Here is a 25,716-nt window from a genome sequence, read left to right as displayed (position 1 = left end):
CGGCTAATGTATGTAAATCATAAACGATCGAAACGTTTATTTTCAGGTTGTGGCGGAGATTGATGGAACAATTCAAGCAAGGTCTGAGGTTTGCCACTGGAAGCAAGCCATTCCCTCACGGTCTGTATGGCACGGGTCTGTCCATCTCCCCGATCACGCCATGTAAGCAGCTCGATAACTTTGATAATCAAGGCCGACATATTGTGATTATCCAGTTCAGACCGCTCTGCCCTCAGCTTGTGATACAAAGCCTCCTGCTCCCAATCCAGTAGAATCTCATCACCGATGGTTGGCTTCAAAAGTGTATACGCTCTGTCACAACCTTTACAACGAACCGTACTGACCTGTTCATCTATAAATTCCGCTCGGATATCCTGCTGGCAATCCGGGCATTTGAATCCAACTTGTATGTTTTGTATGTTTTCGTTCATGACATTGTTCCTCCTGCGATGTGGGCATTTGCATCATTCAATGCAAAATACTCCTTGGATATATGCATAATGCTTATGTATGTACTACATCTATACCCGATATTTTGTCGATTCACGCTTATTTTGAAGAAATCTGTAAGGTGCTATAATCTTGTAAATATGTTAAAATATTATACATATCATGGTAGGGAAAAGGCGGGATACTCATGTCGAAGGAAGAGCGCAATATAACCTGGCAATCATCCAGCATCAACAGACAAGACCGGGAGAAGCATAATGGGCACCGTAGTCGTGCCATATGGTTTACCGGGTTATCAGGTGCAGGAAAGTCATCCCTTGCATTTGCCCTGGAGCAGTATCTCTACGATCAAGGCGTACGCTGTTATGTTCTGGACGGGGATAATGTACGTCATGGCCTGAACCGTGATCTCGGTTTTACAGCAGGGGATCGTCAAGAAAATCTGCGGCGAATTGGTGAAGTATCGAAGTTAATGGTAGATGCCGGGTTGTTTGTACTTTCGGCTTTTATCTCTCCTCATGAACAGGATCGGGAGATGGTCAGACAGTTATTTGAACCAGAAGATTTCATTGAAATCTATGTGAGCTGTTCAATTCAAGAATGTGAGCGGCGTGACCCCAAGGGGCTTTATAAAAAGGCACGCAACGGTGACATCCCGCATTTCACAGGCATTTCCGCCCCCTATGATGTACCAAAATCTCCTTCATTCATCATTGATACGGAGCAATCTTCCATTGAGGAAGCCGTGCAAGAGATCGTACAACATTTGGAACAGATCGGCGCTCTCCAGCTTCCGCGCCCTTCCAATACAGAACTGGTCCATTAATTCTTGCTCATTATATTAACCTACTTACATGAAAGGCGCGCCCATAGTGGCGCGCCTCTTTACGTGATACATTGCTGGTTATACCAGCGATAAATGAATATACAGAAGAAGATACAATACTCTATCATCGCGGTTTAACGTCTTTTGATGTCCCCTCACTCACTCACTTTACTGCCCCACAACACCCGCTTGCATATTAAGAAGTTTGCTGAACGTCCCTACCGGATCAGTAGATAACTGCTGGTACCCGCCCTCTTGAATCACCCGGCCTTCATCAAGCACAATTACACGATCTGCCGTCCGAATTGTGGACAATCGGTGCGCAATCACGATAATGGTCACATGTCCTTTCAATCGTTCTAACGCCTCATGAATGTACTGTTCATTCTCACTGTCGAGTGCACTTGTTGCTTCATCCAGTACCAAGACCGAAGGATTCCGCAGCATGGCCCGGGCGAGCACCAATCGCTGACGTTCACCCCCAGATAAACGAATACCCCGATCACCAATAATCGTATCCAGACCCTGAGGCAACCTCCGTACAAATGCCGCAGAGGAGGAAAATTGCAAAGCCTGCCACATCTGTTCTTCACTTGCATTTGGATCAACCAGACGCAGATTCTCACGAATACTCGTATGAAACAGGAATGGGTCCTGGGAGACATATCCGATGGAACTTCGCCAGCTCAATAATCGTTCTTCTGACAGAGGCACACCGTCAATCAGAATACGACCAGTTTCAGGCCTTACGAGGCCCATAATCAGATCTATCAAGGTGCTCTTGCCTGCTCCGGATTTACCTACAATTGCGGTCATACCCCTTGCTGGAATCGAAGCTTGCACATTTCTCAATGAGTACGTATCACTTCCCTCATAGCGATAGCAGACATCCTCACAGGTAATAGATTCCTTCAGTTCCATAGGTTGAATCCCATCAGTTCCAACGTCTCCTGCCGAAGCAATCTCTGCACTAATCTCACGACTTTTCGCCGTCTGCGCTTGCAGTTCTCTGACTATCCGAAATGCAGGCAGCATGGAGCTGATGTACTCCAGATTGGACTGAATTGCCGTAAATCTTGGCCATAATCGGGAAAAAATAAGGATGATGAGCAGCAGACTTGCAGGTGGCACGGTCATTACACGTAGAGAAAGATAGATGAATGCAGCGATAATGATTGCCGCGGACATCCGGTGAATCAGCTGTGTTCCACTGTTCAATTGACTAAATTGAATGACGTTGCGTTCAATCTGTCTGCACATACGCTCAAACCAGTTCATGTGTGAGCGCTCAAGCATGTTGCTCTTAATATCCTTAATGCCGTTAAAATGCTCGGTAATGCCGTTATAATAACTTTGCGAGAATTCAGAGGTCTGGTCTCCGATCTGCTTGGCCCGCTTGACGAATTTTCTCAAGACAAAAAATAATAACAATCCACAGACCAGCACAAGTGCCGTCAGCTTGGCGGATAACCAGAAAGCAAGACCGATCTGAATGCCCGTAAAGATCAGAGAGGCTGCCATTTGCAGCATAATGCTCGTTCCCTGGCTCACACGTGCAAGTTCAGTCGTTAATATATGGTTAAAATCGGATTTTCGTTTTTGGAGAAAAAATGACCATTGCGCCATAATAATAGCACCATAGGTTTCCATGCGCAGCGTTCGTACAAATTGCTGCTGGATTCGAGTATTACGGATCGTTTGGAGACGCTGCATCCAGGCCTGTCCGGAGACAATCAACACAAAGGTGAACAATACGAATAACAATTGGCTATTTTCAGAAAAACGATTCAACATTTCGCCAAGCCAGGGAATGTTTAAGCCTGTGGAGCCCATCTCAAATATGCCAATCAGACTCAGCATCGGAACAAGCATGTAGATACCGATCCCTTCCATGAGACTGATACAGATCATCCCTAGCAGATTCCAATATAAAATGGGCCCCGTGACATGATGCAACTTTCGCATGAAATACCTTAATTCCGAGATCATACTTTACCCCTTTCCGTCACCGTATACCTTTTAATTCGCCGCCAGAACCAGAGAAACGGACGTAACGGAAAGTACAGAAAAAACAAAGAACGCGGAAGCGGCAATTGATCCACATCCCATGTACTAGGATATAAACGTTCAATAAAGAAAAACCATTTCTGTTTTGTACTTCGAAGTTTAAACAAATACGATTGATAAGACTTCATATCAGCCGGACTTTCCAGCATGTCGTTCATGAACTTTGCGCCTTCGTTGGCTAATCTCTTGCCTGTACGGTCACTTAAGGACATCAAGGATCTGTACTCTACATCCAGCGGCGTGTTCAGCAGCTCCGAGGCCAGATAAAGAGCCTGTGAACCGATTGATAAACGTCCCTCCGCTTTCAGACGTCTCTCTACTTTCTTCACATCGAGTGGCATGCTGCGGATCATCTGGTCGATATCCAGTAACCAGCGCAGTCTGAACCAGCCGTGTCGTGCACCATGGGTTACGAGATAAGCCCATAGGTCTTCTTGTTCGAGCATACGGACAGGTGTCTGTGTGTATGAACTGAACCGGCTGCGTTTCCACAGCAATTCAAAATCGGTTTCTTTGCCCGAATCCGGGTTCAGGCGCCAATGGATCTCCACTTGAGTCCTTTTGACCGGATGGGTGTAACAGATATGATGTTCCCGCCATTTCCAGCTGCGCACCGTAGGTGCCCGCTCCCCTTCCTTGGATATATATCCGAGGGTAGCCAGAATGCCTTCAGCCGCTTCCACATCATCAAACGGAATCAGGATATCCAGGTCTTTGGAGGTTCGCATCGATACATCGCCATAGAGATCATGTGCGAGCGCTGGTCCCTTTAGTGTAATATTGCGGATGCCGCGTTCACGAAAAGCTCCGCACACCTGCTCCATTTCAGCTGTCAGATGTAACATGCGGAACGTATTGACCGTATATTGTTGTCTCAGACTCTCCATAACATCTGCAGGAATGATTGCAGAGTTCAATTCTTTCATTTTCAAATAAAGGACAGAGTATAAGCGGTGATGATAGACAAGCCGCAGAAAGAGCTGCCAATCGGTTCCTTGCAAACCCGCCTTAAGTTCTTCAGGGGATAGAGCCGTCAGATCACCTCTAATCATGCTCAAAATCAGCTTAAGCTCCTTCGGAAACCCTGATGAATAGAGTTCACTTTCATGTATCATAGACAATCTCCCCAGATCCCTTCTCCGGACACCGTTTGCCAAACACACCGACAACCGTATATTGGTCCATAGTATCAGCTCCGGTCACGATCAATTTACCACTTCGTAGCCAGGCATGAGCCATCATATGTCCTTGCTTATTCCGTGCAGTCCCCATGTATAACGTACTCTCTATCTTGCGTCGCTCAAGCATCTTCATCCCAGCAATCGCCATTACAAGGCAGCGGCTTTCCCATAACGTATATTTACTGGCGAGCGAAATCGCTTTGGAAATATTCCTTATAGTGATGACCTCGCTGCGTTCGAGTCCTGTCATCGGTGTTTCAACCATGGGTGTACCCAGCCCTGGCGCGATTTTGGCAAATGGCATAGCCTTCTGAATGCGTGCCCAGCCAAGGAGGATATAGGCCTCCCATACCAGTCGACGCATCGACCGCGGGAGCGAGAGATAAACCTTTATTTTTCGCAACATGATTCTACACTCCGCGAGTAACGTCGATTAAACCTTCACGGGACAGATGTTCCAGGAATTGCACCACCTGCTCACGACATACATCTGGCTCAATCTCATACTCCGCTGCAAGTACCTCAACAACCTCACCCAGCGTGCGTTCTTCTGCGATCAGATCCCAGATTCGTCCACCGGTACTCCCCAGATTATAGTATTTTCCAGAGCTAATGCTCATCATAACTTTCTCACTGCCCATATCACTGACCAGATTGCCTTCCTTCCGGGTTACCCGGTCTTCCACATTCATCGGCGTAGTCGCTGTCATTGTCCTGTATGCACTCCTTTACGTATATGATCTGTGATCCGATCCACCATCTCAAATGCTGTAAACTCCGCACCCGTTCTGACCAATCTGCCAATCTCCACACTTGCTGAAAGTCTTGAAGCCGTCTCGAACAACCACTGTGCCAGCCCCTGTCTTGCAACGAGTCCACCACGGAACGTATGCGAGCATAACAGATGCAGTCGTTCTAGCCCCGTCACTTCAACCAGTTGAACAGATGTATGGTTTTCCTCCGGTTGTGGAGCCAGTTCGAATATTCCACCTAGTGGCACAGCCATCTCATGAAAATAGTGCTGAACAGGTATCGCATACTTTGTAATCTCTGCGTGAACCGTTGCATAATCCTGCTCCTTCATGCCGAAGCCGTCCAGACTGGGCTGCCATAACTTCTGTTGCGGGTAACCGGGTGATACGATAGCTCTTCCTCCGGCATCCCAGGTCAGTGCAACAACATCATCGGTGAGAAGCGGATATCCGCGTGATGCCAGTGCGGCCGACAACGTCGACTTGCCTGCTCCCGAATGTCCGACAAATGCGTAAGCCCAGCCATCAATAACAACTGCACTACCATGCAGTGGAAGAATGCCACGCTGCATCATAATGACCGCCATACATGTGCCCAGAATGAATAATCTGACCTTTTTCTCATCTGCACCCGGTATAGGGGATACGACAATGCGCTTTCCTTGCTCCATTAGAAACAGACCTGTATCTTCGATTTTGAAAAAAAGACTGCCCTCTCGTGCCACAAAGTTGTCGTTGCCTACATCCCAATCCTCCCACAATAGAGCCAGATCTGAAGACTCGATGTGCACATCCACGACATCAAAATCAGTCTCTGCATCCTTGGGTGCGATCTGTAGTTCAGGCATTCGAATTTGGCTCGACCAGCGTAGACCATACGCCACATAATGCACAGGCAACAATGAACGACGCCTCCTTCGTAATAAAATGTAAAAAAAAGCCCTTATATTCATGTTGCTCAATATAAGGGCGGAGGCGAAAAGCTGGATTTGTTGCATTTCCGCCCTTTAAGTATGATGACACTTCATAAAACTTAACAACTTAGGAAGTTGGATCGTACAGATCCGCATCGTGAACCGTTACCCAGTCAATTTGTCTGTAGCCAGTACCGGCCATCGTTTGATTGACTTCCAACACTTCAAGAGCTGGTGCTTGCCATTCCTTTTTTTCCATTTGCATCGTATTCACCTCCTTTCATGTGCCCTCATTCAGAATTTCCGAATGAACCGATAGACAATCAGACTATGCATCATCAATCGCAGATCTGGATGTGAAGCAAGCTCTGGTCTCGGACTCGGAAAGTTCGCCAGGGCAGATTTGATACGCTCCGTGTTTAATATGCCAGCGACCTTGCTGTCAGAACACAAAGCACGCAACTCAGCCGTAAAGGCATCCCAATTCGGAATGATGCGATGCAGCCAATCCGCCGGTTGTACACCCCGTACCCGCTGATTCAGTCTGACCTTGTCAGGCAACTCCGGTGAAGTAGCCCGGCGAATCAATGAACGATCCGTCCCTTGTTTCACATATTGTTCAATCGGAACGGACAGACAGAACCGGATGACTCTGGCATCACTTGTCGGATCACGTTCCCAAGCCCGGTAACGGAGAGAACATTTCGTAGCTACAGCACCGTTTTTGTTGGCGATGGCCAGGTTATTGAATTTCTCGGCACGTACTTTGAGTGCATCAGCCTGGGCACCGCCCTGCAGAACAATAATGGATTTGAGTCTTTCCAGTACACCTGTTCTTTGCGCAAAATCAGGATGGATCAACTGCACGGACGCGGCCTGGCTTGCTCCTTTGGACTGAGCCTTGAACCATTCCGGATATGCCTTTTTCCCGGTGATCTTAGCTATACGGGAGAAGGGCATGCCGGTCCGCTCACTATACTGCTGCATCTCACGGAACCAGCGATACCAGCGGCCACTTTTCAGTAGACTGGCGTAATAATCCAGAGCCGGCCCCCAGGAGATGGTGAAATTACCACGTGCGCCTGTGAGCAGGATGCCTGCATCCTGCTGGCTCGCTTTTTCATAGAATCCGCGAATCCAGAATGAATTTTCAAAGTATTTATAGGGCATTTCCATAATGTCGAGCCAGGTATCCACTTCACTAAGTGGACTTCTGCCTTCAAAATCAAGGTAGTTCTCTGTGATATTGCCGACATGATTAATGGTTGAACGTATAAAGGGCCGTTCGTCTGCGAGCAACGTTTTCGACGTATAATCTGTGAAATCCGGTACGGGAACATAACTGTAGGCCTGCAGCCGTTTGCCCTGACTTCTCAATGTTCCGGAAGCAAAACCAACCACGGCTCCCGAGTCCAGCCCTCCACTTAAAGCAGCAGCCACCTGCCTGTGCGTTCGTAGTCGTGATCCAACCGCCTGCCCAAAGATCTCCCGAAACGCTTCTACATACTCACCATCGGATTTAAGCCTCAGAGGTTCGACTTCATTCCAGCGATGATATTGCTTCAGTTCCAGTCTCCCATCCCGGAAGACAAGTGTATGTGCAGAAGGCAGTTGGCTTATTCCCCGATATACGGTCGAATTGATATCTGCTGAATCATGCATGTCAGGAATGGCAAGGAATTCGGACAGCCAAGTCTCATCAAGTTCTTTATGTACCCCTTCAAGCCCAAGCAACGGATTCATGAGTGTGCAGAAAGCAAAACGTGAACCATCATGTCGGTAATAAAAAGCTCTCATACCTGTAATGTCTCTCGCTGCATACAGTTTGCGATTCCGCTCATCCCAGATGGCGAATACAAAATCGCCCAGTAATCGGACAGCCACATCGTCTCCCCAGCGCTGATAGGCACGCAAGATCAGTTCACTATCCGCCAACATAGCCAGTTCAGCTCTGGATATCTGTAATTGATCTGCCAGTTGTTCCCGGTTATCCAGAATCGCATCTGCCGTGATGGTCAGACCACTTTCCTCATCATATAAAGGCAACTTCTCGCTAACCGATTCCGGTGTAATCCATTGGGCGTGACAGCTAAGGAACGCCTCGTTGCCTTTCCACACCCCTGTTGTATCCGCAGGGACATGCCCCAGGCTTGCGTACAGACGCCAGCTGTCTTCCCATAGCGCCTGCTGACCATCGTTGTGAACAATTCCTGCTATGGCGCTCATGACTTGCCTCCCCGTAGAATCTTGCGCTGTGAAGCCCAGGCGCTGATCTGATGACCAAATGGTACCCATGATTTGATACGCTGTATTTTGCTTTGAGCAGAAGCCAGCTGGACTTTCAAGCGTTCTCGCTCACTGTAACCCCGTTCCAGACGATGATCTGCTGCCCGTAATGCGGCTTGCAGCTGTCTGATCGTCACCAGTGCAGCTAGCGTCGGGTCTGTCTTTTCCGGTTCTTCGGCAACTTGGTCATTAAGATTCCCAAGCGGATCATGAACGACAGAATCTGCCGGTTGCATTCGATATTGCGGTTGCCACTGGCAACCGGTCGCTGCTGTCAACTGATGCGTGATTCGGTCAATGACCTCTTGATCTGGACTTGCATCATAATGTACACCCGTCCATTGTTCGGCTTCTGCCAGCTGTTCACTGTATCCCATCCGGTGGAACAGATCTGCCCCCATCACACGGCAATACAGTTCAACTTCATGTGGTTCTAATATGTTTTTCCAGTTGTTAACAGAACCCTGATGTGCCTCTTGATGCGAAGAGAGGAAAGGATCACCCACGCCCATACTGTAGAACATGTCAGACTTGGCACTGTCCAGAAACTGTCCATACTGCTCCATTCCCTGTTCATATCGAATTCCCAGAAACGTGCATAGTTTCTCAAGTTCTTCTTGAGGATTGGAAACCAATCGTTCATATTGCAATTCATACGCATTGGAGTGGGGTTTGGCAAAATACTCATTCAAGCGGAGCATACCCAGTGTAAGATCTACGGATTTCATATTTAATTTGGGGCTCTGCAGACTATGAATCAGGTCGAATCCTTCTCCTGTGTGGCGGTTTACCTTTTTGAATGATGCAGCTATGGCCAGAGGATTACGCTGGAGATGAATACGCTTGGACTGAGGGAACAGACGATCCAGCCATTCCAGCATGTAATAGTATCGTGGAGATTTATCAACGATGAAGTCTGCACCGCTCCCTTCCAGGAATCCATTGTAGATCTCAAGAGCAAAACTTCTGCACGCCTTTTCGAAGACATCCTCGGATACCATGGCATTGTAGAACTGACGAATGATGGAGCTGCCACCATAAGCACGTGAATCAGCCTTGGGCAAATCGACAAGATTCATCAGAAACCACATTTCCTGGGTGGCAAATATACGACTATGATTTTGCAGCATTACGGTGGATAAGGAACTACCACTGCGGGGAACACATAGTAAGAAAACAAGTCCGTTACCTTGAGCATCGATCAATGGCAGCCTCTCCTCTGTTCATTAGTATAAATATGTAGCTGGGATAGACCAGACTCTACCTTTGTGTTTGGCAAAACGAGTAATATGCACGCTATAGGTCAGCATTTTGCAATATTCCGTCGGAAGTTCACCCGGGAATGAAGCAAAACACATGGTTACATTCGACAACTCTCAGATACAATATGTATTTATAGTTTTACTCTATGATACAAAATGTATCATGTCAATCTTTTATTTTCACCTTTTCATAAATTCATACTCTTTCACTGTATTCTGCTGTCTGTCATTTAAGCACTTATTCATGATCAATTATGTTCTGATTGCACAAACGCGAATAAGCTCCAGACATGTTCTGTGAGGAACAATGCCTGAAGCCATACGTAATCCGTTGAGAAACTTAATATGAAAACGGGTGAACAACCATCAGGTAAACCTTACATCTGAACTTTTCCCAGGAGCTCCAACGCTCCTAGTTCGCTCTTCTTCCTGATCTGCCCGTGTAGCATCCTGCATCCCCTTCTGTACCTTCACGGTTAACAATACAGCAATTCCCGCGACGAAAAAGAAGATGAGCGACAGAATACCCCAACGCGTGGAACCCGTGATCTGCCCAACATAACCAAACACAAATGGACCAAAGATCGAAGAGAATTTGCCTGTAATATTCACAAAACCAAAATACTCTCCTGTTCTGCCTGCCGGCATCAGATTGCTAAACAGGGAACGCGCTGTGGATTGACTCACACCCTGCACGACACCAACCAACCCGGCGAGCACATAGAAGTGGATCGCTTGTGTCATGAAATAACCGAGAATCACAATACATATGTAGACCGATAAGCTAACAATTAATACCTGCTTTGCTCCCCAACGCTGTGCCCATGCTCCCAGTAACAATGTACACGGGAACCCGATGAACTGGGTTAACAGTAGCGCGAGCATCAGGTCGGCTGTGCCTATGCCTATACTTGTCCCATAGATCGTAGCCATCAGAATGATGGTATTAATGCCGTCATTAAAAAACCAGAAAGCCACTAACATGCGGATTAACTGGGGAAAACGCCGCATCTGACGAAAGGTTTGCCGCAGTCTGCGTACGCCCACCGCAGCATACCCTGTCCACGTTCCGGGCAGATCCGGTGATGCAGGCCGTCTTGGAGCATGGCGAAAGATCGGTATCGAGAACAGCAACCACCACAACGAGACGGAGATGAAAGCAAGTCTTGTGCCTGCTAGTGTACTGCTCATCCCGAACCAGCCCGGTTGCTGAATCATCAGCAGGTTCACTGCAAGCAGCAAACCTCCTCCAATATAACCATAGGCATAACCTTTGGAGGATATCATGTCCCTTCGTTCCACGGGTACCAGATCCGGCAGCATTGCATCGTAAAAGGTGTTACCACCCGCAAAACCAATCGTGGATATGACCAGCAACGCGGAAGCAAGGAACCAGTCCCCTTCACCGATTGCGCTGAATCCCAATGTAGCAAGGACGCCTATAATTGCAAATACACGCAGGAAGTCGCCCTTCCGTCCTGACAAATCAGCTAGCGTGCCTAACAACGGTGTTAGCAGAGCTACGCACAACATGCCAATGGAGTGTGTATAGGCCAGATAGGAGGCGGCGGTGTCCGTATCCAGCGTTGCTGCAGCCACCGAAGCATAGAATACAGGCAGTACTGCGGCCAGCACAGTTGTTGCGTAAGCCGAGTTGGCCCAATCATACATAATCCAAGCCTTGATCGCCTTTTTATTCACATGAATCCTTCCTTTACATGCATCTCTATATTAGTGCGAGTTCAACAAGTCTAAGTGACTTTTTAAACAACCTCTATTAGATGCCAGATCGATGTCTTTCTCCTATTGTAAAGGAAGGATATCACACTTGTTCACTGTTTCTGTAAAAAATGGTGCAGTTCTGTTCTTACGACTCACCTTACCTCCGAGGTGAACTTGCGTAATTGTATCATTTTATATCCACTCTCATCACATATCGTCCTCGCCCGTGAATATACTTAATTACCGACAGGCCAAACTGTGCCGCGTAATCAATGGGGGGTGCCTACATGTCAAATTCACACCAGCCTTACTCGTTCGTCGTGTCGAAGGAAGATTGGTCGCTTCACCGCAAAGGGTACCAGGACCAACAGCGCCATCAGCAAAAGGTGAAAGATGTCATCAAGCAGAATCTGCCTGATCTGATTACGGAAGAAAACATCATCATGTCTGATGGAAAACAAATCATCAAGGTACCAATCCGCAGTCTGGATGAGTACCGTTTTGTGTATAACTACCAGAAGCAAAAACATGTCGGTCAGGGAGACGGTGACAGTCAGGTCGGAGACGTCATCGGTCGTGATCCATCTGCTTCGCAGAAACCCGGCAAAGGTGAAAAAGCTGGCGATCAGCCTGGTCATGATATTGTGGAAGCCGAAGTTAGTATTGAGGAACTGGAAGATATGCTCTTCGCTGAGCTGGAATTACCCGATCTGAAGCAGAAAGATAAAGACCTGATTGAGACACATACGGTAGTTTTCAACGATATTCGCAAAAAAGGCATGCAGTCCAATATTGACAAGAAACGTACCATTCTGGAGAATCTGCGTCGTAATGCAACGACCGGTACGCCAGGCATCCATCACATCAGTCCGGATGACCTGCGCTACAAGACGTGGGAAGACAAAATCATTCCACAATCCAATGCCGTTATTATTGCCATGATGGATACATCCGGGTCCATGGGTTCGTTTGAGAAATACTGCGCGCGCAGCTTTTTCTTCTGGATGACTCGTTTTCTACGCCGTCAGTATGAGAAAGTTGAGATTGTTTTCCTCGCCCATCATACGGAAGCCAAGGAAGTAACCGAAGAAGAGTTCTTTACCCGTGGCGAGAGCGGAGGCACCATCTGCTCCTCTGTATATATGAAGGCACTGGATATTATTGACAGTAGGTATCCACCTTCTAGCTACAACATCTATCCTTTCCACTTCTCTGACGGGGATAATCTGACCTCGGATAACGAACGGTGTGTGAAGCTGATCGGTGAGTTAATGAAGCGTAGCAATATGTTTGGATACGGCGAAGTGAATCAGTACAACCGCAGCAGTACACTGATGTCGGCTTATCGTCATATCAAGATGGATCAGTTCATGTATTATGTGATCAAAGAAAAAGGCGAAGTGTACAAAGCTTTGCGCAGCTTTTTCCAGAAACGGGAAGGAGGCAGCGTTAGATGACAGATGAGATCCGCGACCTAGAATACGCTATTGCCGAGATTATGGAGATTGCCAATGGTTTTGGTCTGGACTATTACCCCATGCGGTACGAAATCTGCCCATCGGATATTATTTATACATTTGGAGCCTACGGCATGCCGACCAGATTCAGCCACTGGAGCTTTGGCAAAACATTTCATAAGATGAAAATGCAATACGATTTTGGACTCAGCAAAATTTATGAGCTTGTCATCAACTCCAACCCTTGTTATGCCTTCCTGCTGGATGGCAATTCCCTGATTCAGAACAAATTGATCGTAGCCCACGTATTGGCACACTGCGATTTTTTCAAAAACAATGCCCGCTTCTCCAAATCCAACCGTAATATGGTCGAAAGCATGGCTGCTACGGCGGATCGGATCAGCAATTATGAGATGGAGTACGGAACGGAAGCCGTTGAAGCATTTATCGATGCCGTGATCGCGATTCAGGAACATGTGGACCCACAACTCATTAAACCCCGCCATTTGGACAAACAACGCTACATGGAAATGAAAATGCGGGAGCAGCGCGGTGAGAAAGCACCCCGGCCGGAAGGTCGCTATGATGATCTATGGTCGCTTGATGATGTGCAGACGGAAGAAGCACCCGCCGAAGGTATTCAGGTCCATCACTTTCCGCCTGAACCGGAGAAGGATGTCATGTGGTTTATTCAGGAATTCTCGGAAGTGTTGACCGACTGGCAGCGGGATATCATGAGTATGATGCGTGAAGAGATGTTATATTTCTGGCCACAGATGGAAACCAAAATCATGAACGAAGGCTGGGCCTCCTACTGGCATCAACGCATTATCCGTGAACTCGATCTGAACAGTGAGGATACGATCGAATTTGCGAAACTCAACTCCTCCGTGGTGCAGCCATCGAAACAAAGTCTGAATCCGTATTATTTGGGACTGAAGATTTTCGAGGATATTGAACGGCGCTGGGATAACCCAACCCGTGAAGAACAGGAACGTTGGGGCCGCAAACCAGGGCAAGGTCGCGCCAAAATGTTCGAGGTGCGTGAATTCGATTCCGATACCTCCTTTATCCGCAATTACATGACCAAACAATTAACCGAGGATCTCGACCTCTACGTATTTGAGAAAAAAGGGCCGGACTGGAAAATCACCGACAAGTCTTGGGAGAACATACGGGATCAGCTCGTATTTTCACGTGTCAACGGGGGCTCCCCTTACTTAGTCGTGCAAGATGCTGACTATCTTCGGACCGGTGAACTCGTGCTCAAACACCAATATGAGGGCATCGAGCTGGATCTGAAATATATGGAACGCACCCTGCCTTATCTGTATCGCCTCTGGGGACGTACCGTACATGTGGAGACACGTGTCGAGGATAAACCAATCTGGTTTACGTATGATGGTAAGAAACACCACCGCAAGTTTTTGTGAGGTTGTAAATTATCCTATTTGAAACTAAAATATAAATGCTCTTATCATGAGTGAGATTAGTGATTAATAAAAGATAAGACCTAAAAAAGCGGCAAGTTCCCGACATACACAGGAACTTGCCGCTTGGCATTTATAAAATTAATATTTAAAATTACGTTTCATTGCACCATGCTTAAAAGAAGTGATTACATATCCCTCACCGTTGTCCAACAGCTTGTAAGATACAACGTATCGATCCACAAAACAGTAGTACGTGTTGCGGTACTCACGAGACGGCAGCATTGTTCCCATAGTAACAATCTTCTCTTCAACACGGCGAATGAGATTAATTTTGTATTCCATCGTTTCTTGATCTTTAAAATGTTCGCTTTTGATCTGGCGAAGTCGGTTCATTGCCGTGGCGGTCCATTGAACCATCAATTACAGCTCACCACGCTTCACCAGTTCAATCAAGTCATCTGTTGAATACAGCTTGCCTTGTTTTATGTCTTTCTCAGAAGCTTCAATCATTTGCCGTATCTCCGGATCGGAGTCTAGCTCATCCACCGGGTTATAGATTTCATATTCCAGACCAGCAATACGAATGAATTCCTTATGATCCTTCTCATAGGATTCAATGACGGTCCCATCAGGAGCTTTAAGACTAAAATTCATCCTCACAACCTCCTTCAATGATATTGCTAAACTGCTAAATAGAACTTTTACCTGAATTATAGCATACAACCATGTTGCATCTCAGCCATCAATTTTAGGATTACCAATAATATCAATCATATAAAATATACCAGGTTTTAACTCCCTCTTTTCTAATCATTCCCCTTACAAACTGCTCTAAAAACTAAAACGGCAAGTTCCCTATACGTGATTGGGGATTTGCCGTTTAAGATATACTTCAGCTAAACTGTAAGATCCTTTAATTGAAATGTTCACTCTGATTATACCAGTGGTGCACCATTACCCTGCAATCGCAGCGGCACAAAAAAATCATGCTCCACTTCACTTGCTGGCAGCGGACGACTGAAATAATACCCCTGTATCTCCCGGCAATCATTCTGCATCAGAATATCCAACTGGCCTTTCGTCTCAATGCCTTCCGCAATGACTTCCATCTTGAGATTCTGTGCCATCGATATAATGGTCGCCACAATCGCTTGATCGCTGTGACTCTCTGTAATGTCCGTCACAAACGAACGATCAATCTTGAGTTTGTGAATCGGGAAATGCTTCAGATAACTGAGTGAGCTGTATCCCGTACCGAAATCATCCAAGCTGATCTTGACACCCAGTGCTGTCAGTTCATTCAGAATCGCCGTAGATACCGTTGCATCCATCATCATGCTCTCTGTTATTTCCAGCTCCAGATATCGGGACTCAAGCCCTGTCTCTAAGAGTGCATTCTTGACCTGTTCTACCAAGTTGGATTGGTGGAACTGCTGGCTGGACAAGTTAACCGATACCGGAATGAGCGGTCCGCCACTGGCGTGCCAGAGCTTCATCTGTCTGCAAGCTTCACGCAGCGTCCAGTTGCCAATCTCATAGATCATGCCTGTCTCTTCTGCAAGCGGGATAAACACATTGGGTGCGAGCAGACCTTTGAGTGGATGATTCCAACGAATAAGAGCCTCCACACCAATCATGCGGCTATCCTCGGTACGAATCTGTGGTTGATAGTATAGGACCATCTCATCGCGTTCCAAAGCTTTACGAAGATAACCCTCCAGCTCAATGCGTTCATATAGTTCGGAATCCAGTTGGGCAGTGTAGAATTGGAAGCCATTTTTGCCGTTTTTCTTCACTTCATACATGGCGGAGTCCGCATGTTTCAGCAAAGCATCCACGCCCACTCCATGATCCGGATACATCGCAATCCCAATGCTGGCGGTCACATAAAAATCATTTTCCTTCAGTCGATAAGGTAACTGAATGGCTTCAACAATCTGTTTTGCAAGTTCTGCCACTCTTACTTCTGTCGCTTGATCCTGGGTCACAACGAGTGTGAACTCGTCACCGCCCATCCGGGCCAGCATGACATTCTCCATAGCCAAGGGATCAGAAGCTTCTATAGCTTTCATGATCCGGCTGCTGACTTCTCTTAGAAATACATCTCCAATGGAATGGCCCAGCGAGTCATTAATCATCTTGAACCGGTCTATATCCATCACCATAACGGCAAAAGAATTCCCTTTTTCTGCTGAATCGTGAATCGTACAAGCCAGCACATCATCCAACTTGCGCCGATTGGGCAACCCCGTCAACGGATCATGCAAAGCTTGGTGACGAATCTTCTCCTGAGCCTGTTTCTCCTCCGTAACGTCTTTGATCAAAATGTGACTTCCCACATGTCTGCCATCAATGACAACAGGAACTACAACAATACTAAGGTCCAGAAGTTCACCCTGTACGTCTCTCATTTTGGCCATGTAGTGCGCCTGCTCCAGCCCATGATCATCCCAATCGATGGAATCAAATTCACTTATCCACTGGATATCGATTTGCTGAGCGATCTCATCAATGGAACGATCCATGACCCCTTTTTCAGGATATCCGGTGATTGTTGTTACAGCAGCATTAATCCCTTTGACAATACCTTCCTTATTCACTGAAATAATAGCATCCGAATGGTTATGATACAGGGCCTGATACCATTGCTCATTCTCATGAATCCGTCGATCTTTCTGTGACATTCGCTGATTGATAAATATGCCAAACAACGTCAAGCCCAAAGCAATAAATGTGCCCGATGCGATCAAGTAGGCGAGAATGCCTGGCTCAATCTGCATACCTGAACTTGCCATCGAACCATGTGAGTGATGGAAATGTGCGGCTGACATCCCGGTATAATGCATGCCAGAGATTCCAATACCCATAATGAGACCGCTGCCCATCTTGTAAACCCAGGTATGTCTTGATTGATGATAACGGAAGAAAAACATAAGCCACAATGCTGCAAAGGAAGCAAGCGCTGCAATCAGAATGGATAACACCACTCTGCCTGGTTCATACGTAACCGGAGTTGACATCGCTGCCATTCCCACATAATGCATCGAGCTGATCCCCGCTGTCATCAGCACTCCAGCAATCATGAGCTTGCTTATCCTGCCCGATTGTCTACCCGCAATGTTCAAGGCCACCCCCGATGCGACAATAGCAAGTAGAACAGATAAAACAACCTTACCGGTGGAATAGGAGACTTGCGTAGGCAGAACAAAAGCCAGCATACCTACGAAATGCATGGACCAGATTCCCAACCCCATCGAGACTGCTCCGCAGGTAAGCCATACATTTCGCGCCATCCCGCTGGCCTGACTTACACGGCCTGCAAGGTCGAGGGCTGCGTATGAAGCTAACGATGCAATAATATAGGATAAAATAACAAGTTCTAAGTTGTACGTACCATGTAGGTGCTCCACTCACTCTGTCCTTTCAACCGGGAAATGCCTTGTATGTATGCAAAAATGTAAAAAAGAAGCGAGTGCGCTGTCTGGATGACAGGCACTCCCTCCGCATCATTTGACTCGTGACCACAGACTTAGTTTGAAGCCGTTGTCATACATTGGAACCCGTTTATTTGAATGTATATAGTCTAAACGTCCCAGCATTTAAAATCAACACTTATTTCCAGATATACGATGTCGAATAGCTGACATTCTCATATTCTAATTTACAACTGAATATTCTATTTGCGAGTCAGTAACAGACTGCCAAAACCGGAAGTATCTTGATAAGAATTACCTGATGAATCACTCCAGATGGACACACTGCTTCGCTTGCCATCCCCCGCGCCATCATCATTAACTTGCAGATCAAATCCAATCCATCTTTGGCCTTCAGCACGAACGCTATCTAGTGGGATTGCCACTTCAACTGTATACCCTCCGCTTGTTAATCGAGTAGCTGATTTGAAGCTTTCTTTACGTGCATTTCCTCCAAAAGAAGCCTCATTATCAAAATTGACCCGGTACTGGGCGTCATCCTCCTGATAGAATGTTGTCTGATCTTTGCTCGGGTCGATAAAAATCTCAATCGAATCCTGCTCATGTGCATTAGAACTTAATTTGCTTCGCAAAGGATCCTTCACATCTGCCAATACGTACAGGTATTTCTCATCCCATAACAGCCGTGCAGTTGCCGTTGCTCCGGAGTTTCCGACCACCCAGACATCCGTTTTAACAGATGCAGCCTTTTTCCAGACGTTATCCTTTTTTGCATCAATTACAGGTTTGCCATAAGTGACCTTGGTTTGTTTCAAGACAGAACCGAGCTTCAGTTTGCCCCGGTTGGCTGGTTTGTCGGGCTGCTGATTGGAAATATCATTCCAAACAATGGTCGCTGTCTTTCCAGCAGCATGTTCATCCGTAATCCTAAAATCCAGAGACAAGACCTGGCCTTCGGTAAGTAAAGCAGCTGACACAGGCAGTGATGCGTATACAACATACCCGGTTTTTGTCTCCTGTACGTTGTAAGTATTTTTATCTTTGCCTTTACCGCCATCCCGTTTAAATGTATATTGACCATTTGCAGACGACGGATTTTTCTTCTTGGCAGACAGATCAGCTTCAGAAGTTGCAGCGCCTGTCCCCTTGACTTCTTCCGCGAGGAAAACCTGCACCTGATCCCCTTTGCGACGTGTGGTATCCTTCACTTCCACTCGTAAATTCACCTTTTTGGCATCCCACATCATACGAGCCTCACCCGTAACCGCAGATGTACCATCTGCCAGATGATTAATTTCAAGTCCTTTCACAGCACCCCAAAGAATATCTTCCTGTCCTTTGTGATTCGGGAAAGAAGGGCTGGCCTTAAGTGCTGTCCATTCATTACGATAGATCGGAAGAGTGGTAGCATCCACCAGTGCCCAATAGGCCGGTTTCGCTTTCAATTTACGATCAAACAGCAACGGTGCATCTTTGCGTCCTTTGACTGGATGATTGTCAAGCCATGTACCATCATCCGCAAGTCCCCAGACCGTAACACTGTCCATTACACCGCGTTTTCCTAACTCGTCGAACAGGTCGAACAGGTCACGATAACGATAAGCCTGTTGCAGCATTAATTCATCTGTGACAGGCATCTCCAGTTCAGAATTACTTGAATAGATCGAAACGTCCAGCTCTGTAACCTGTACATTCACACCAAGAGCGATCACTTTCTCAAAAGCCTCACGAATGAGCTTTACATCCGGTCCGTACATGGATACATGCATCTGGAATCCAACCGCATCAATCGGTGTTCCTTTAGCAAGCAGCTTCTCTACAAGCTTCACCATATCATTCAGCTTGTTTCCATTGCCCTCCATTCCATAGTCATTAATCACCAATACCGCATCAGGGTCAGCCTCGCGTGCATATCGGAAAGCCAGCTCAATGTAATCACTGTCATCTCCGTCGCCATCCACATCCCCAATAATATCTTTCCACTTGGAATTACTGGCCCCATTCCGCAAGCCGCCTCCGTCTGAGATGACTTCATTGACGACATCCCATGTATGAACCTTTCCTTTGTAACGAGTCACGATGGTCTGAATATGAGTTTTCATCCGTGCAAGCAACTGTTCCCGCGTGGCAGGTTTTGAAGCATCATTCGGATCGGTAAAGAACCAGTCCGGCACCTGACTATGCCATAACAGCGTATGACCTCTTACCTCCATGTCATTTGCTTCGGCGAAGTTCACCAGACGATCCGCCTCTGACCAGACAAACTGCCCTTCCTTTGGTTGCATCGCATCCATTTTCATAAAATTGCCCGCTGTAATACTATTAAAATGTTTCGTTAACAACTGGGAATGTGGATCTTCTGCATCCAGTGCAGACTGGTCGATTGCCGCTCCCATTGCATAGTGTTGTCCCACAACATCCACTAGATTCGGAATGTTTGGCTCTATTTCAATTTTTTCGGCTTCCGTAATCAGAACATCATCCACGTAAAATGTAATTGTATCCGCCGGCGTCACTTCCGCTGACGTCTTCCAAGGTGTCTCTGCATACATGCGGAATCCAGTGATGCCGCTATTTTCGCCAGGGATCACCACATCTGCCTCGATTTTTTTCCACTGTCCCTTGTTCAGAGTTGCAGAGGCAAACGTAGCATATTCACGACTTGAAGCATCGTTATTGTACTCTTTCTCAAGCGAACCGTTAATGACCTGACTGTCCGGTCCTTCATCGTACATGGCCCAAAACGAAATATGAACCGTGCTGCCCTTTTGTACATGGTCTATTACTTCAATTAAGGGTCCATGGAACGTTTCGGTACGGGAAGAGGTTCTCAGGCTGCGTGTACTGTCGTGACCTACTTGCGTTACGATATCTAGCTTTTCACTCGCACGTGGACGCCATTGTCCCAATACACCATCTTCAAAATTAGCCTCGAACAGCACTTCATCATCGCCAGTCTTAACGTCCGCTGCCGAAACACGTGTCCCTCCTGTTCCCACACTTGGGAACAAACTGAAGATCAATACAGCCGACAAGCACAAGCTCCACCATTTTCTCAAATGCATCCGATCTCCTCCTTGGTTGGTTGTGAAGAGTAACCTTTGTTCTGTCATGCGCCAGCCCTTTACAAGATCGTTGTGCAGGATTGGATAGACGTTATTCAATAGAAATTGAAAGCACTTTCATTATACGATTGCCAGCGAACTTTGTTTACCCGTTAAACTATAGGACTTGCACCACTCCATAAACCATATGTTTCCAAATCAGATATAGAACGACAAAAAGCACAGCTTATTAGCTGTGCTTCGTGTAAACATCTTTACTATTTAGGCTTTTAAGGGTGCTGTCGTCTGACGAATGACCAGATTGGAAGGTTCCGTCACCACAGGAGGAGAATAAGATGGATTCTCGATCATCGCAATCAGATATTCGATGGACTTAATGCCGATGGAATAGATATTCTGATTCACCGTGGTCAACCCCGGTTTGAATACCTCAGCATAATACGTGTTATCGAACCCGACAACCGAGATATCTTCTGGTACACTCAGTCCATGCTTTTCAATTTCATGAATCGCACCAAACGCAGACATGTCTGATGCACAGACAATTCCCGTTGGTTGATCCTGAAGTGCCAACAATCGTCGGGCAGCCTTGCTTCCTCCGTCGAAGGAATAATCGCAGATCTCCAGATATACCGTAGAATACGGGATGCCGCATTCTCGCAGCCCTTCCCGATATCCTTCCAATCGCAGATTGGCTACGGCAGGTCCAAGTGTCCCTGAGATATAGGCAATTTTGCGGTGCCCAAGCTCATGCAGATGTTTGACACCCATCGAGATCCCGTTCGCGTTATCCGTAGTAATGTAACCGGCACGCTTGCCCAACATGTCCGTATCGATAAACATCGTTGGAATCTCTGCATCCACCAGTTCCTGAATACTCGCGTTTTCTCTGCCTTCCCCGAATACCACAACCCCATCCACATTACGACTGCGGCAATGTTTGATGAACGAGTACGCCGGATCATCGAATCGAGTAGACAACCGGACCAGATCATATCCACTGTTCTCCAGCGCTGTTTTGATCCCTTCCAGCAACTCCGACACAAAAGGGTTCGTAAACGGAACCGTTAACAGTACTCCCACCGTCCATGAACGGCGTTTGACAAGTCCACGTGCGACCACATTGGGTTGATATTTCAATAATTCGATGGCTATATTGACTTTTTTGCGTGTTTTTTCACTTACATCAGGATAATCGTTTATCACTTTGGAAACGGTTGCAACAGATACTCCCGCTTCCTTGGCTACATCATGGATAGAAGCCATCTGATCACCTCAACCTCTTTCAAATCCCCTGTCTCCGGCTGCTTTTCTATAACATCGGCAGGTTTGTCTACCCATTATAGCTTAAAACAGCCTGAAACGGTATGGAAGGTTCCTAATGCTTTTAAGCTCTATTCCTGCTGTTCCAGATTCTTCAAATCCAGAGACAGTTTCTCCATTGTTGTTGCAAATACAGCGAGTTCAGCCGAGCGTGAAGCTTGGCTACGTGCTCCGCGAGAGGTATGATCTGACTCCTGCTGCACACTGCTCAGTTTCTTCATGATCTGCTCCAGATTAGACTGAATTTTACCCTGGGCGTCCCGAGAACTGGCTGCAAGCTTGCGCACCTCACTGGCAACCACTTCGAAGCCACGTCCGAACTCTCCTGCATGAGCAGCTTCAATCGCTGCATTCAGACCGACAAGATGACTCTGATCCGATATCTCGCGAATGAGTTCACCCATTTTTCCGATCTGCTGGATCTCCCCTGTTAATTCCGTGAGCAGAACTTGAGCCTGATCCTGAGAAGCCGCTGTTTCTTTGGCTACACTCGATATAGCCATTGCACTCTCATTTAATTCACTAATCATGCCTGTAAGCTCTTGGGTAATCTGCGTAATCGCCTGCAACGTATGTTGTTGGTCATCGGCAAGCTGATGTAACTTTTCTTTTTCTTTCTTCTCATAGGCTTCAAGGACAAGCTGTGAATCCAGATTAAACATTTTGCTGAGCGCCTGAATGACAAGATGCCAGGAATCAGGGATAACCTGTTGGAATATGCTCGTTGCAATATCTAGGTATACCATATAGGTACCCAGATAATAATCTTCGGACAGGCCAATACGGGAATGAACAAGCCCAATTGCAATCCGTTGCTCAATATATGCGTCGTCCACGATTCCATCCGTCATCGATAACCAGTACATCTTCTGTGTTTCTTTTAGACGATCAATGGTAGAAAATCGAGCGATCAGATCTACCAATTCAGGATAATTTCCCACATGATTGTAGAAATGATCTACCACTTCATTAACGACTTTTTTAAAAACAGGCCGATGATCGGCAAGCAGTTTTAGATCCCCTGCGGTTAATCCCATGTAATCAAGTTGCTTCTGTCTTGTTGCGGAAATACTGCTCATATCTGGTTCAGTCAGCTCCTTAATAAACACTAAATTACTTTAAATTGTAAATATATGTATTGATTATAGACTAAAATACCTAAATATACATATACCATTAGAACTAATTCTCTTTAAAATTAACCTTATTTGTCAGCTTTTTAGATTAATATGACCTTCATGTAATTAAAAAGGCCCTGACCCTGCTGTGAAGGAGCCTCACAACAGGCATCAGGAGCCTGATCCGGAATGGTTCGTTGCCGATTAGCGGTTAAGCAGACTGCCCACATAACGTAACAGTTCATTCGCGCTGGCTGCGGTGTATCCATGTTCCTCAATTAAGCGTTTAATGACTTCATTCATACGTTTCAATTGTGTTGCATCCGGTGTTTTGGTTGAGGTTGTGATCTTGACGATGTCTTTCAGATCGGTGAACAACTTCTTCTCAATCGCTTCACGCAAACGGTCATGACTGCTGTATTCGAACTTGCGCTCCTTGCGGGAGTATGCCGAGATTCGGATCAGAATCTCTTCTCTGAACGCTTTCTTTGCATTCTCGGAGATCCCGATCTGTTCCTCAATGGATCGCATTAGACGCTCATCCGGGTCCATCTCTTCATCCGTGAGCGGGTCACGAATCTTGGACCAGTTGCAGAATGCTTCAATATTATCGAGGTAATTCTCGAATAACGTTCTTGCGGATTCCTCGAATGAGTACACAAATGCTTTCTGCACTTCCTTCTTGGCCAGTTCATCATACTCCTTACGTGCAAGAGCAATGAAGTTCAGATAACGCTCCCGCTCTTCCTTTGTAATCGAGGCATGTTGGTCCAGACCGTCTTTGATCGCCCGCAGAATGTCCAGCGCGTTAATGCACTGAAGATTTTGCTTGATCAAAGCACTTGAGATCCGGTTAATAACATACCGTGGATCAATGCCGGACATCCCTTCATCCAAATACTCATTTTGCATCTCGCGCAGATCGGCTTCTTTATAACCTTCTACTTCCTCACCGTCATACATGCGCATCTTTTTAACGAGATCCATGCCTTGTTTCTTCGTTTCCTTCAAGCGGGTAAGTATCGAAAAAATGGCTGCAGTCCGCAGTGCATGCGGTGCAATATGAACATGCTTCATGTCACTTTGCTGAATGAGCTTGGCATAGATTTTCTCTTCCTCGGACACTTTCAGATTGTACGGAATCGGCATGACAATCATCCGGGATTGCAGTGCCTCATTCTTCTTGTTGGAGATAAAAGACTTATACTCCGATTCATTTGTATGCGCCACAATCATTTCATCCGCACTGATTAAAGCGAAGCGTCCTGCTTTGAAGTTCCCTTCCTGCGTGAGCGACAGGAGATTCCACAGGAATTTCTCATCACATTTCAACATCTCCTGGAACTCCATCAGTCCACGGTTCGCCTTGTTCAACTCCCCATCAAAACGATAGGCACGTGGATCGGATTCGGAACCAAACTCCGTAATGGTGGAGAAGTCGATACTACCCGTCAGATCGGCAATATCCTGTGATTTCGGATCGGACGGACTGAACGTTCCTATCCCCACCCGATTATCTTCGGAAACAATGACCCGTTCCACCGGCACCTTGCTGATATCACCACCATATTCGGTACGGAGTCTCATCTGGCAGGATGGGCAAAGGTTACCCTCAATACGGACTCCAATTTCCTTTTCCACTTCAGGACGAAGCTCCAGTGGAATCAGATGCAGCGGTTCCTCATGCATCGGGCATCCATCAATGGCGTATATGGCACCTTTCTCTGTCCGCGAGAACTGTTCAAGCCCCCGCTTCAGCAGCGTCACCAGCGTTGATTTCCCTCCACTTACGGGACCCATCAGGAGCAAGATCCGTTTACGTACATCCAGACGACGTGCTGCCGAGTGGAAGTATTCTTCAACCAACTTTTCAATCGAACGATCCAGTCCAAAGATTTCCTGTTCAAAAAACTTGTACCGCTTATGCCCACCTACTTCTTCCACCCCAAACGATTCAATCATCTCATACACTCTGGCGTGAGCCGTCATTGCCGGAGTCGGGTCCTCTCTCAGCAGTGCAATATAATCTTCAAATGTTCCGTTCCATGTCAAACGGTCACTCTCTGCCCGATGTTCCGCAACGCGTTCAAAAATATTCATGCTTGGTACCTCCCATGGCTCCTTTAGTGTGATTGTCAACCATTCCGAATGGTATGAAGAAATCAATAGAATTGCGGCTCCTGCTTGAATACCAATCTTGCGGTCCTGTGTAGTCCCGCCACCCTCTGTCCAAACGTCTTGTTTTGTTGTGAAAAGTGTATTACATACCTATGCGGCAATTCGGATAAGTTGACCTCTTTTTTTCAATCAACTGCTTCGAATTTTGGCTTTTCCCTGTTCTATCAGACATCTTGTGCCTTCAGAAAAAAAAGAACGAATATGATATAATGAGGGTTCTAAATTCAGGAAACCGGACAACACATGGT

The 25,716-nt window shown here is 46.6% G+C and carries 20 protein-coding genes; 3 read left to right on the top strand and 17 right to left on the bottom strand.

Going from position 1 to position 25,716, the window contains the following annotated elements:
• Window positions 1-17: 17 nt before the first annotated feature.
• Window positions 18-431 carry a hypothetical protein gene (locus tag NZ043_RS18550; RefSeq protein WP_249911240.1) on the bottom strand — a complete coding sequence of 138 codons (414 nt, stop codon included), beginning with the start codon at window positions 429-431 and terminating at the stop codon, window positions 18-20.
• A gap of 206 nt (window positions 432-637) precedes the next feature.
• Between NZ043_RS18550 and cysC the strand changes: the two genes are divergently transcribed.
• Window positions 638-1,276, top strand: a complete 639-nt coding sequence (cysC, locus tag NZ043_RS18545) for an adenylyl-sulfate kinase (protein WP_249911241.1) — start codon at window positions 638-640, stop codon at window positions 1,274-1,276.
• Window positions 1,277-1,444: 168 nt separating this feature from the next.
• Here cysC and NZ043_RS18540 read toward each other — a convergent pair whose 3' ends face one another.
• The 9 genes from NZ043_RS18540 to NZ043_RS18500 form a co-directional block, all read right to left on the bottom strand.
• Entirely contained in the window at window positions 1,445-3,262 is a 1,818-nt protein-coding gene (locus NZ043_RS18540; RefSeq protein WP_176872847.1) for an ABC transporter ATP-binding protein, read from the bottom strand.
• Window positions 3,262-4,395 carry a nucleotidyltransferase family protein gene (locus NZ043_RS18535; RefSeq protein ID WP_240768101.1) on the bottom strand — a complete coding sequence of 378 codons (1,134 nt, stop codon included), beginning with the start codon at window positions 4,393-4,395 and terminating at the stop codon, window positions 3,262-3,264. Before NZ043_RS18535 ends, NZ043_RS18540 begins: the two co-directional genes overlap by 1 nt.
• Window positions 4,396-4,447: 52 nt before the next feature.
• A complete protein-coding gene (locus NZ043_RS18530) occupies window positions 4,448-4,930 on the bottom strand; it encodes a lasso peptide biosynthesis B2 protein (protein WP_074094340.1) in 483 nt (160 codons plus the stop codon).
• A 4-nt stretch (window positions 4,931-4,934) separates the two neighbouring features.
• Window positions 4,935-5,234, bottom strand: a complete 300-nt coding sequence (locus tag NZ043_RS18525; RefSeq protein ID WP_017689560.1) for a lasso peptide biosynthesis PqqD family chaperone — start codon at window positions 5,232-5,234, stop codon at window positions 4,935-4,937.
• On the bottom strand, window positions 5,231-6,178 hold the full coding sequence (locus NZ043_RS18520; protein WP_133384154.1) for an aldolase: 948 nt from the start codon (window positions 6,176-6,178) through the stop codon (window positions 5,231-5,233). Before NZ043_RS18520 ends, NZ043_RS18525 begins: the two co-directional genes overlap by 4 nt.
• Before the next feature lie 139 nt (window positions 6,179-6,317).
• Complete coding sequence (locus NZ043_RS18515; RefSeq protein WP_105408482.1) at window positions 6,318-6,449, bottom strand: paeninodin family lasso peptide; 132 nt, start codon at window positions 6,447-6,449, stop codon at window positions 6,318-6,320.
• Window positions 6,450-6,484: 35 nt separating this feature from the next.
• Window positions 6,485-8,416, bottom strand: coding sequence for an asparagine synthase-related protein (locus tag NZ043_RS18510; RefSeq protein ID WP_133384153.1), 1,932 nt, complete (start codon window positions 8,414-8,416; stop codon window positions 6,485-6,487).
• Window positions 8,413-9,681 (bottom strand): sulfotransferase, encoded by a 1,269-nt coding sequence (locus tag NZ043_RS18505; RefSeq protein ID WP_133384152.1) that lies wholly within the window; start codon window positions 9,679-9,681, stop codon window positions 8,413-8,415. The genes NZ043_RS18510 and NZ043_RS18505 overlap by 4 nt, the downstream gene beginning before the upstream one ends.
• A gap of 423 nt (window positions 9,682-10,104) precedes the next feature.
• Entirely contained in the window at window positions 10,105-11,439 is a 1,335-nt protein-coding gene (locus NZ043_RS18500) for an MFS transporter (RefSeq protein ID WP_091032669.1), read from the bottom strand.
• A 308-nt stretch (window positions 11,440-11,747) separates the two neighbouring features.
• On the opposite strand from NZ043_RS18500, the gene yhbH reads away from it, so the two are divergent.
• Together yhbH and NZ043_RS18490 are read left to right on the top strand one after the other, a co-directional pair.
• Entirely contained in the window at window positions 11,748-12,917 is a 1,170-nt protein-coding gene (gene yhbH, locus NZ043_RS18495) for a sporulation protein YhbH (protein ID WP_036609998.1), read from the top strand.
• Window positions 12,914-14,350 (top strand): SpoVR family protein, encoded by a 1,437-nt coding sequence (locus tag NZ043_RS18490; RefSeq protein ID WP_091032671.1) that lies wholly within the window; start codon window positions 12,914-12,916, stop codon window positions 14,348-14,350. The genes yhbH and NZ043_RS18490 overlap by 4 nt, the downstream gene beginning before the upstream one ends.
• 138 nt (window positions 14,351-14,488) lie before the next feature.
• On the opposite strand, the gene NZ043_RS18485 is transcribed toward NZ043_RS18490, so the two are convergent.
• The 7 genes from NZ043_RS18485 to NZ043_RS18455 all read right to left on the bottom strand — a co-directional run bounded on the left by NZ043_RS18485 (window position 14,489) and on the right by NZ043_RS18455 (window position 25,390).
• A complete protein-coding gene (locus tag NZ043_RS18485) occupies window positions 14,489-14,767 on the bottom strand; it encodes a hypothetical protein (protein ID WP_143023580.1) in 279 nt (92 codons plus the stop codon).
• A 3-nt stretch (window positions 14,768-14,770) separates the two neighbouring features.
• Entirely contained in the window at window positions 14,771-15,004 is a 234-nt protein-coding gene (locus NZ043_RS18480) for a hypothetical protein (RefSeq protein ID WP_091032678.1), read from the bottom strand.
• A gap of 281 nt (window positions 15,005-15,285) precedes the next feature.
• A complete protein-coding gene (locus NZ043_RS18475) occupies window positions 15,286-17,760 on the bottom strand; it encodes an EAL domain-containing protein (protein ID WP_133384150.1) in 2,475 nt (824 codons plus the stop codon).
• Window positions 17,761-18,026: 266 nt separating this feature from the next.
• A complete protein-coding gene (locus NZ043_RS18470) occupies window positions 18,027-20,849 on the bottom strand; it encodes an endo-1,4-beta-xylanase (RefSeq protein ID WP_165980133.1) in 2,823 nt (940 codons plus the stop codon).
• A gap of 261 nt (window positions 20,850-21,110) precedes the next feature.
• Window positions 21,111-22,115 (bottom strand): LacI family DNA-binding transcriptional regulator, encoded by a 1,005-nt coding sequence (locus NZ043_RS18465; RefSeq protein WP_091032684.1) that lies wholly within the window; start codon window positions 22,113-22,115, stop codon window positions 21,111-21,113.
• A gap of 128 nt (window positions 22,116-22,243) precedes the next feature.
• The gene (locus NZ043_RS18460) at window positions 22,244-23,251 is read right to left on the bottom strand and encodes a globin-coupled sensor protein (RefSeq protein WP_047842288.1); all 1,008 of its coding nucleotides are present in this window, start codon (window positions 23,249-23,251) and stop codon (window positions 22,244-22,246) included.
• A 243-nt stretch (window positions 23,252-23,494) separates the two neighbouring features.
• On the bottom strand, window positions 23,495-25,390 hold the full coding sequence (locus NZ043_RS18455; RefSeq protein WP_036610009.1) for a PrkA family serine protein kinase: 1,896 nt from the start codon (window positions 25,388-25,390) through the stop codon (window positions 23,495-23,497).
• Between the last annotated feature and the right edge of the window lie 326 nt (window positions 25,391-25,716).

Source organism: Paenibacillus sp. FSL k6-2145 (genome assembly GCF_037976585.1).
In the GTDB taxonomy this organism is placed as follows: domain Bacteria; phylum Bacillota; class Bacilli; order Paenibacillales; family Paenibacillaceae; genus Paenibacillus.
Note: the sequence above shows the minus strand (reverse complement) of the source record. Positions and strands in the feature narration are given on the sequence as shown.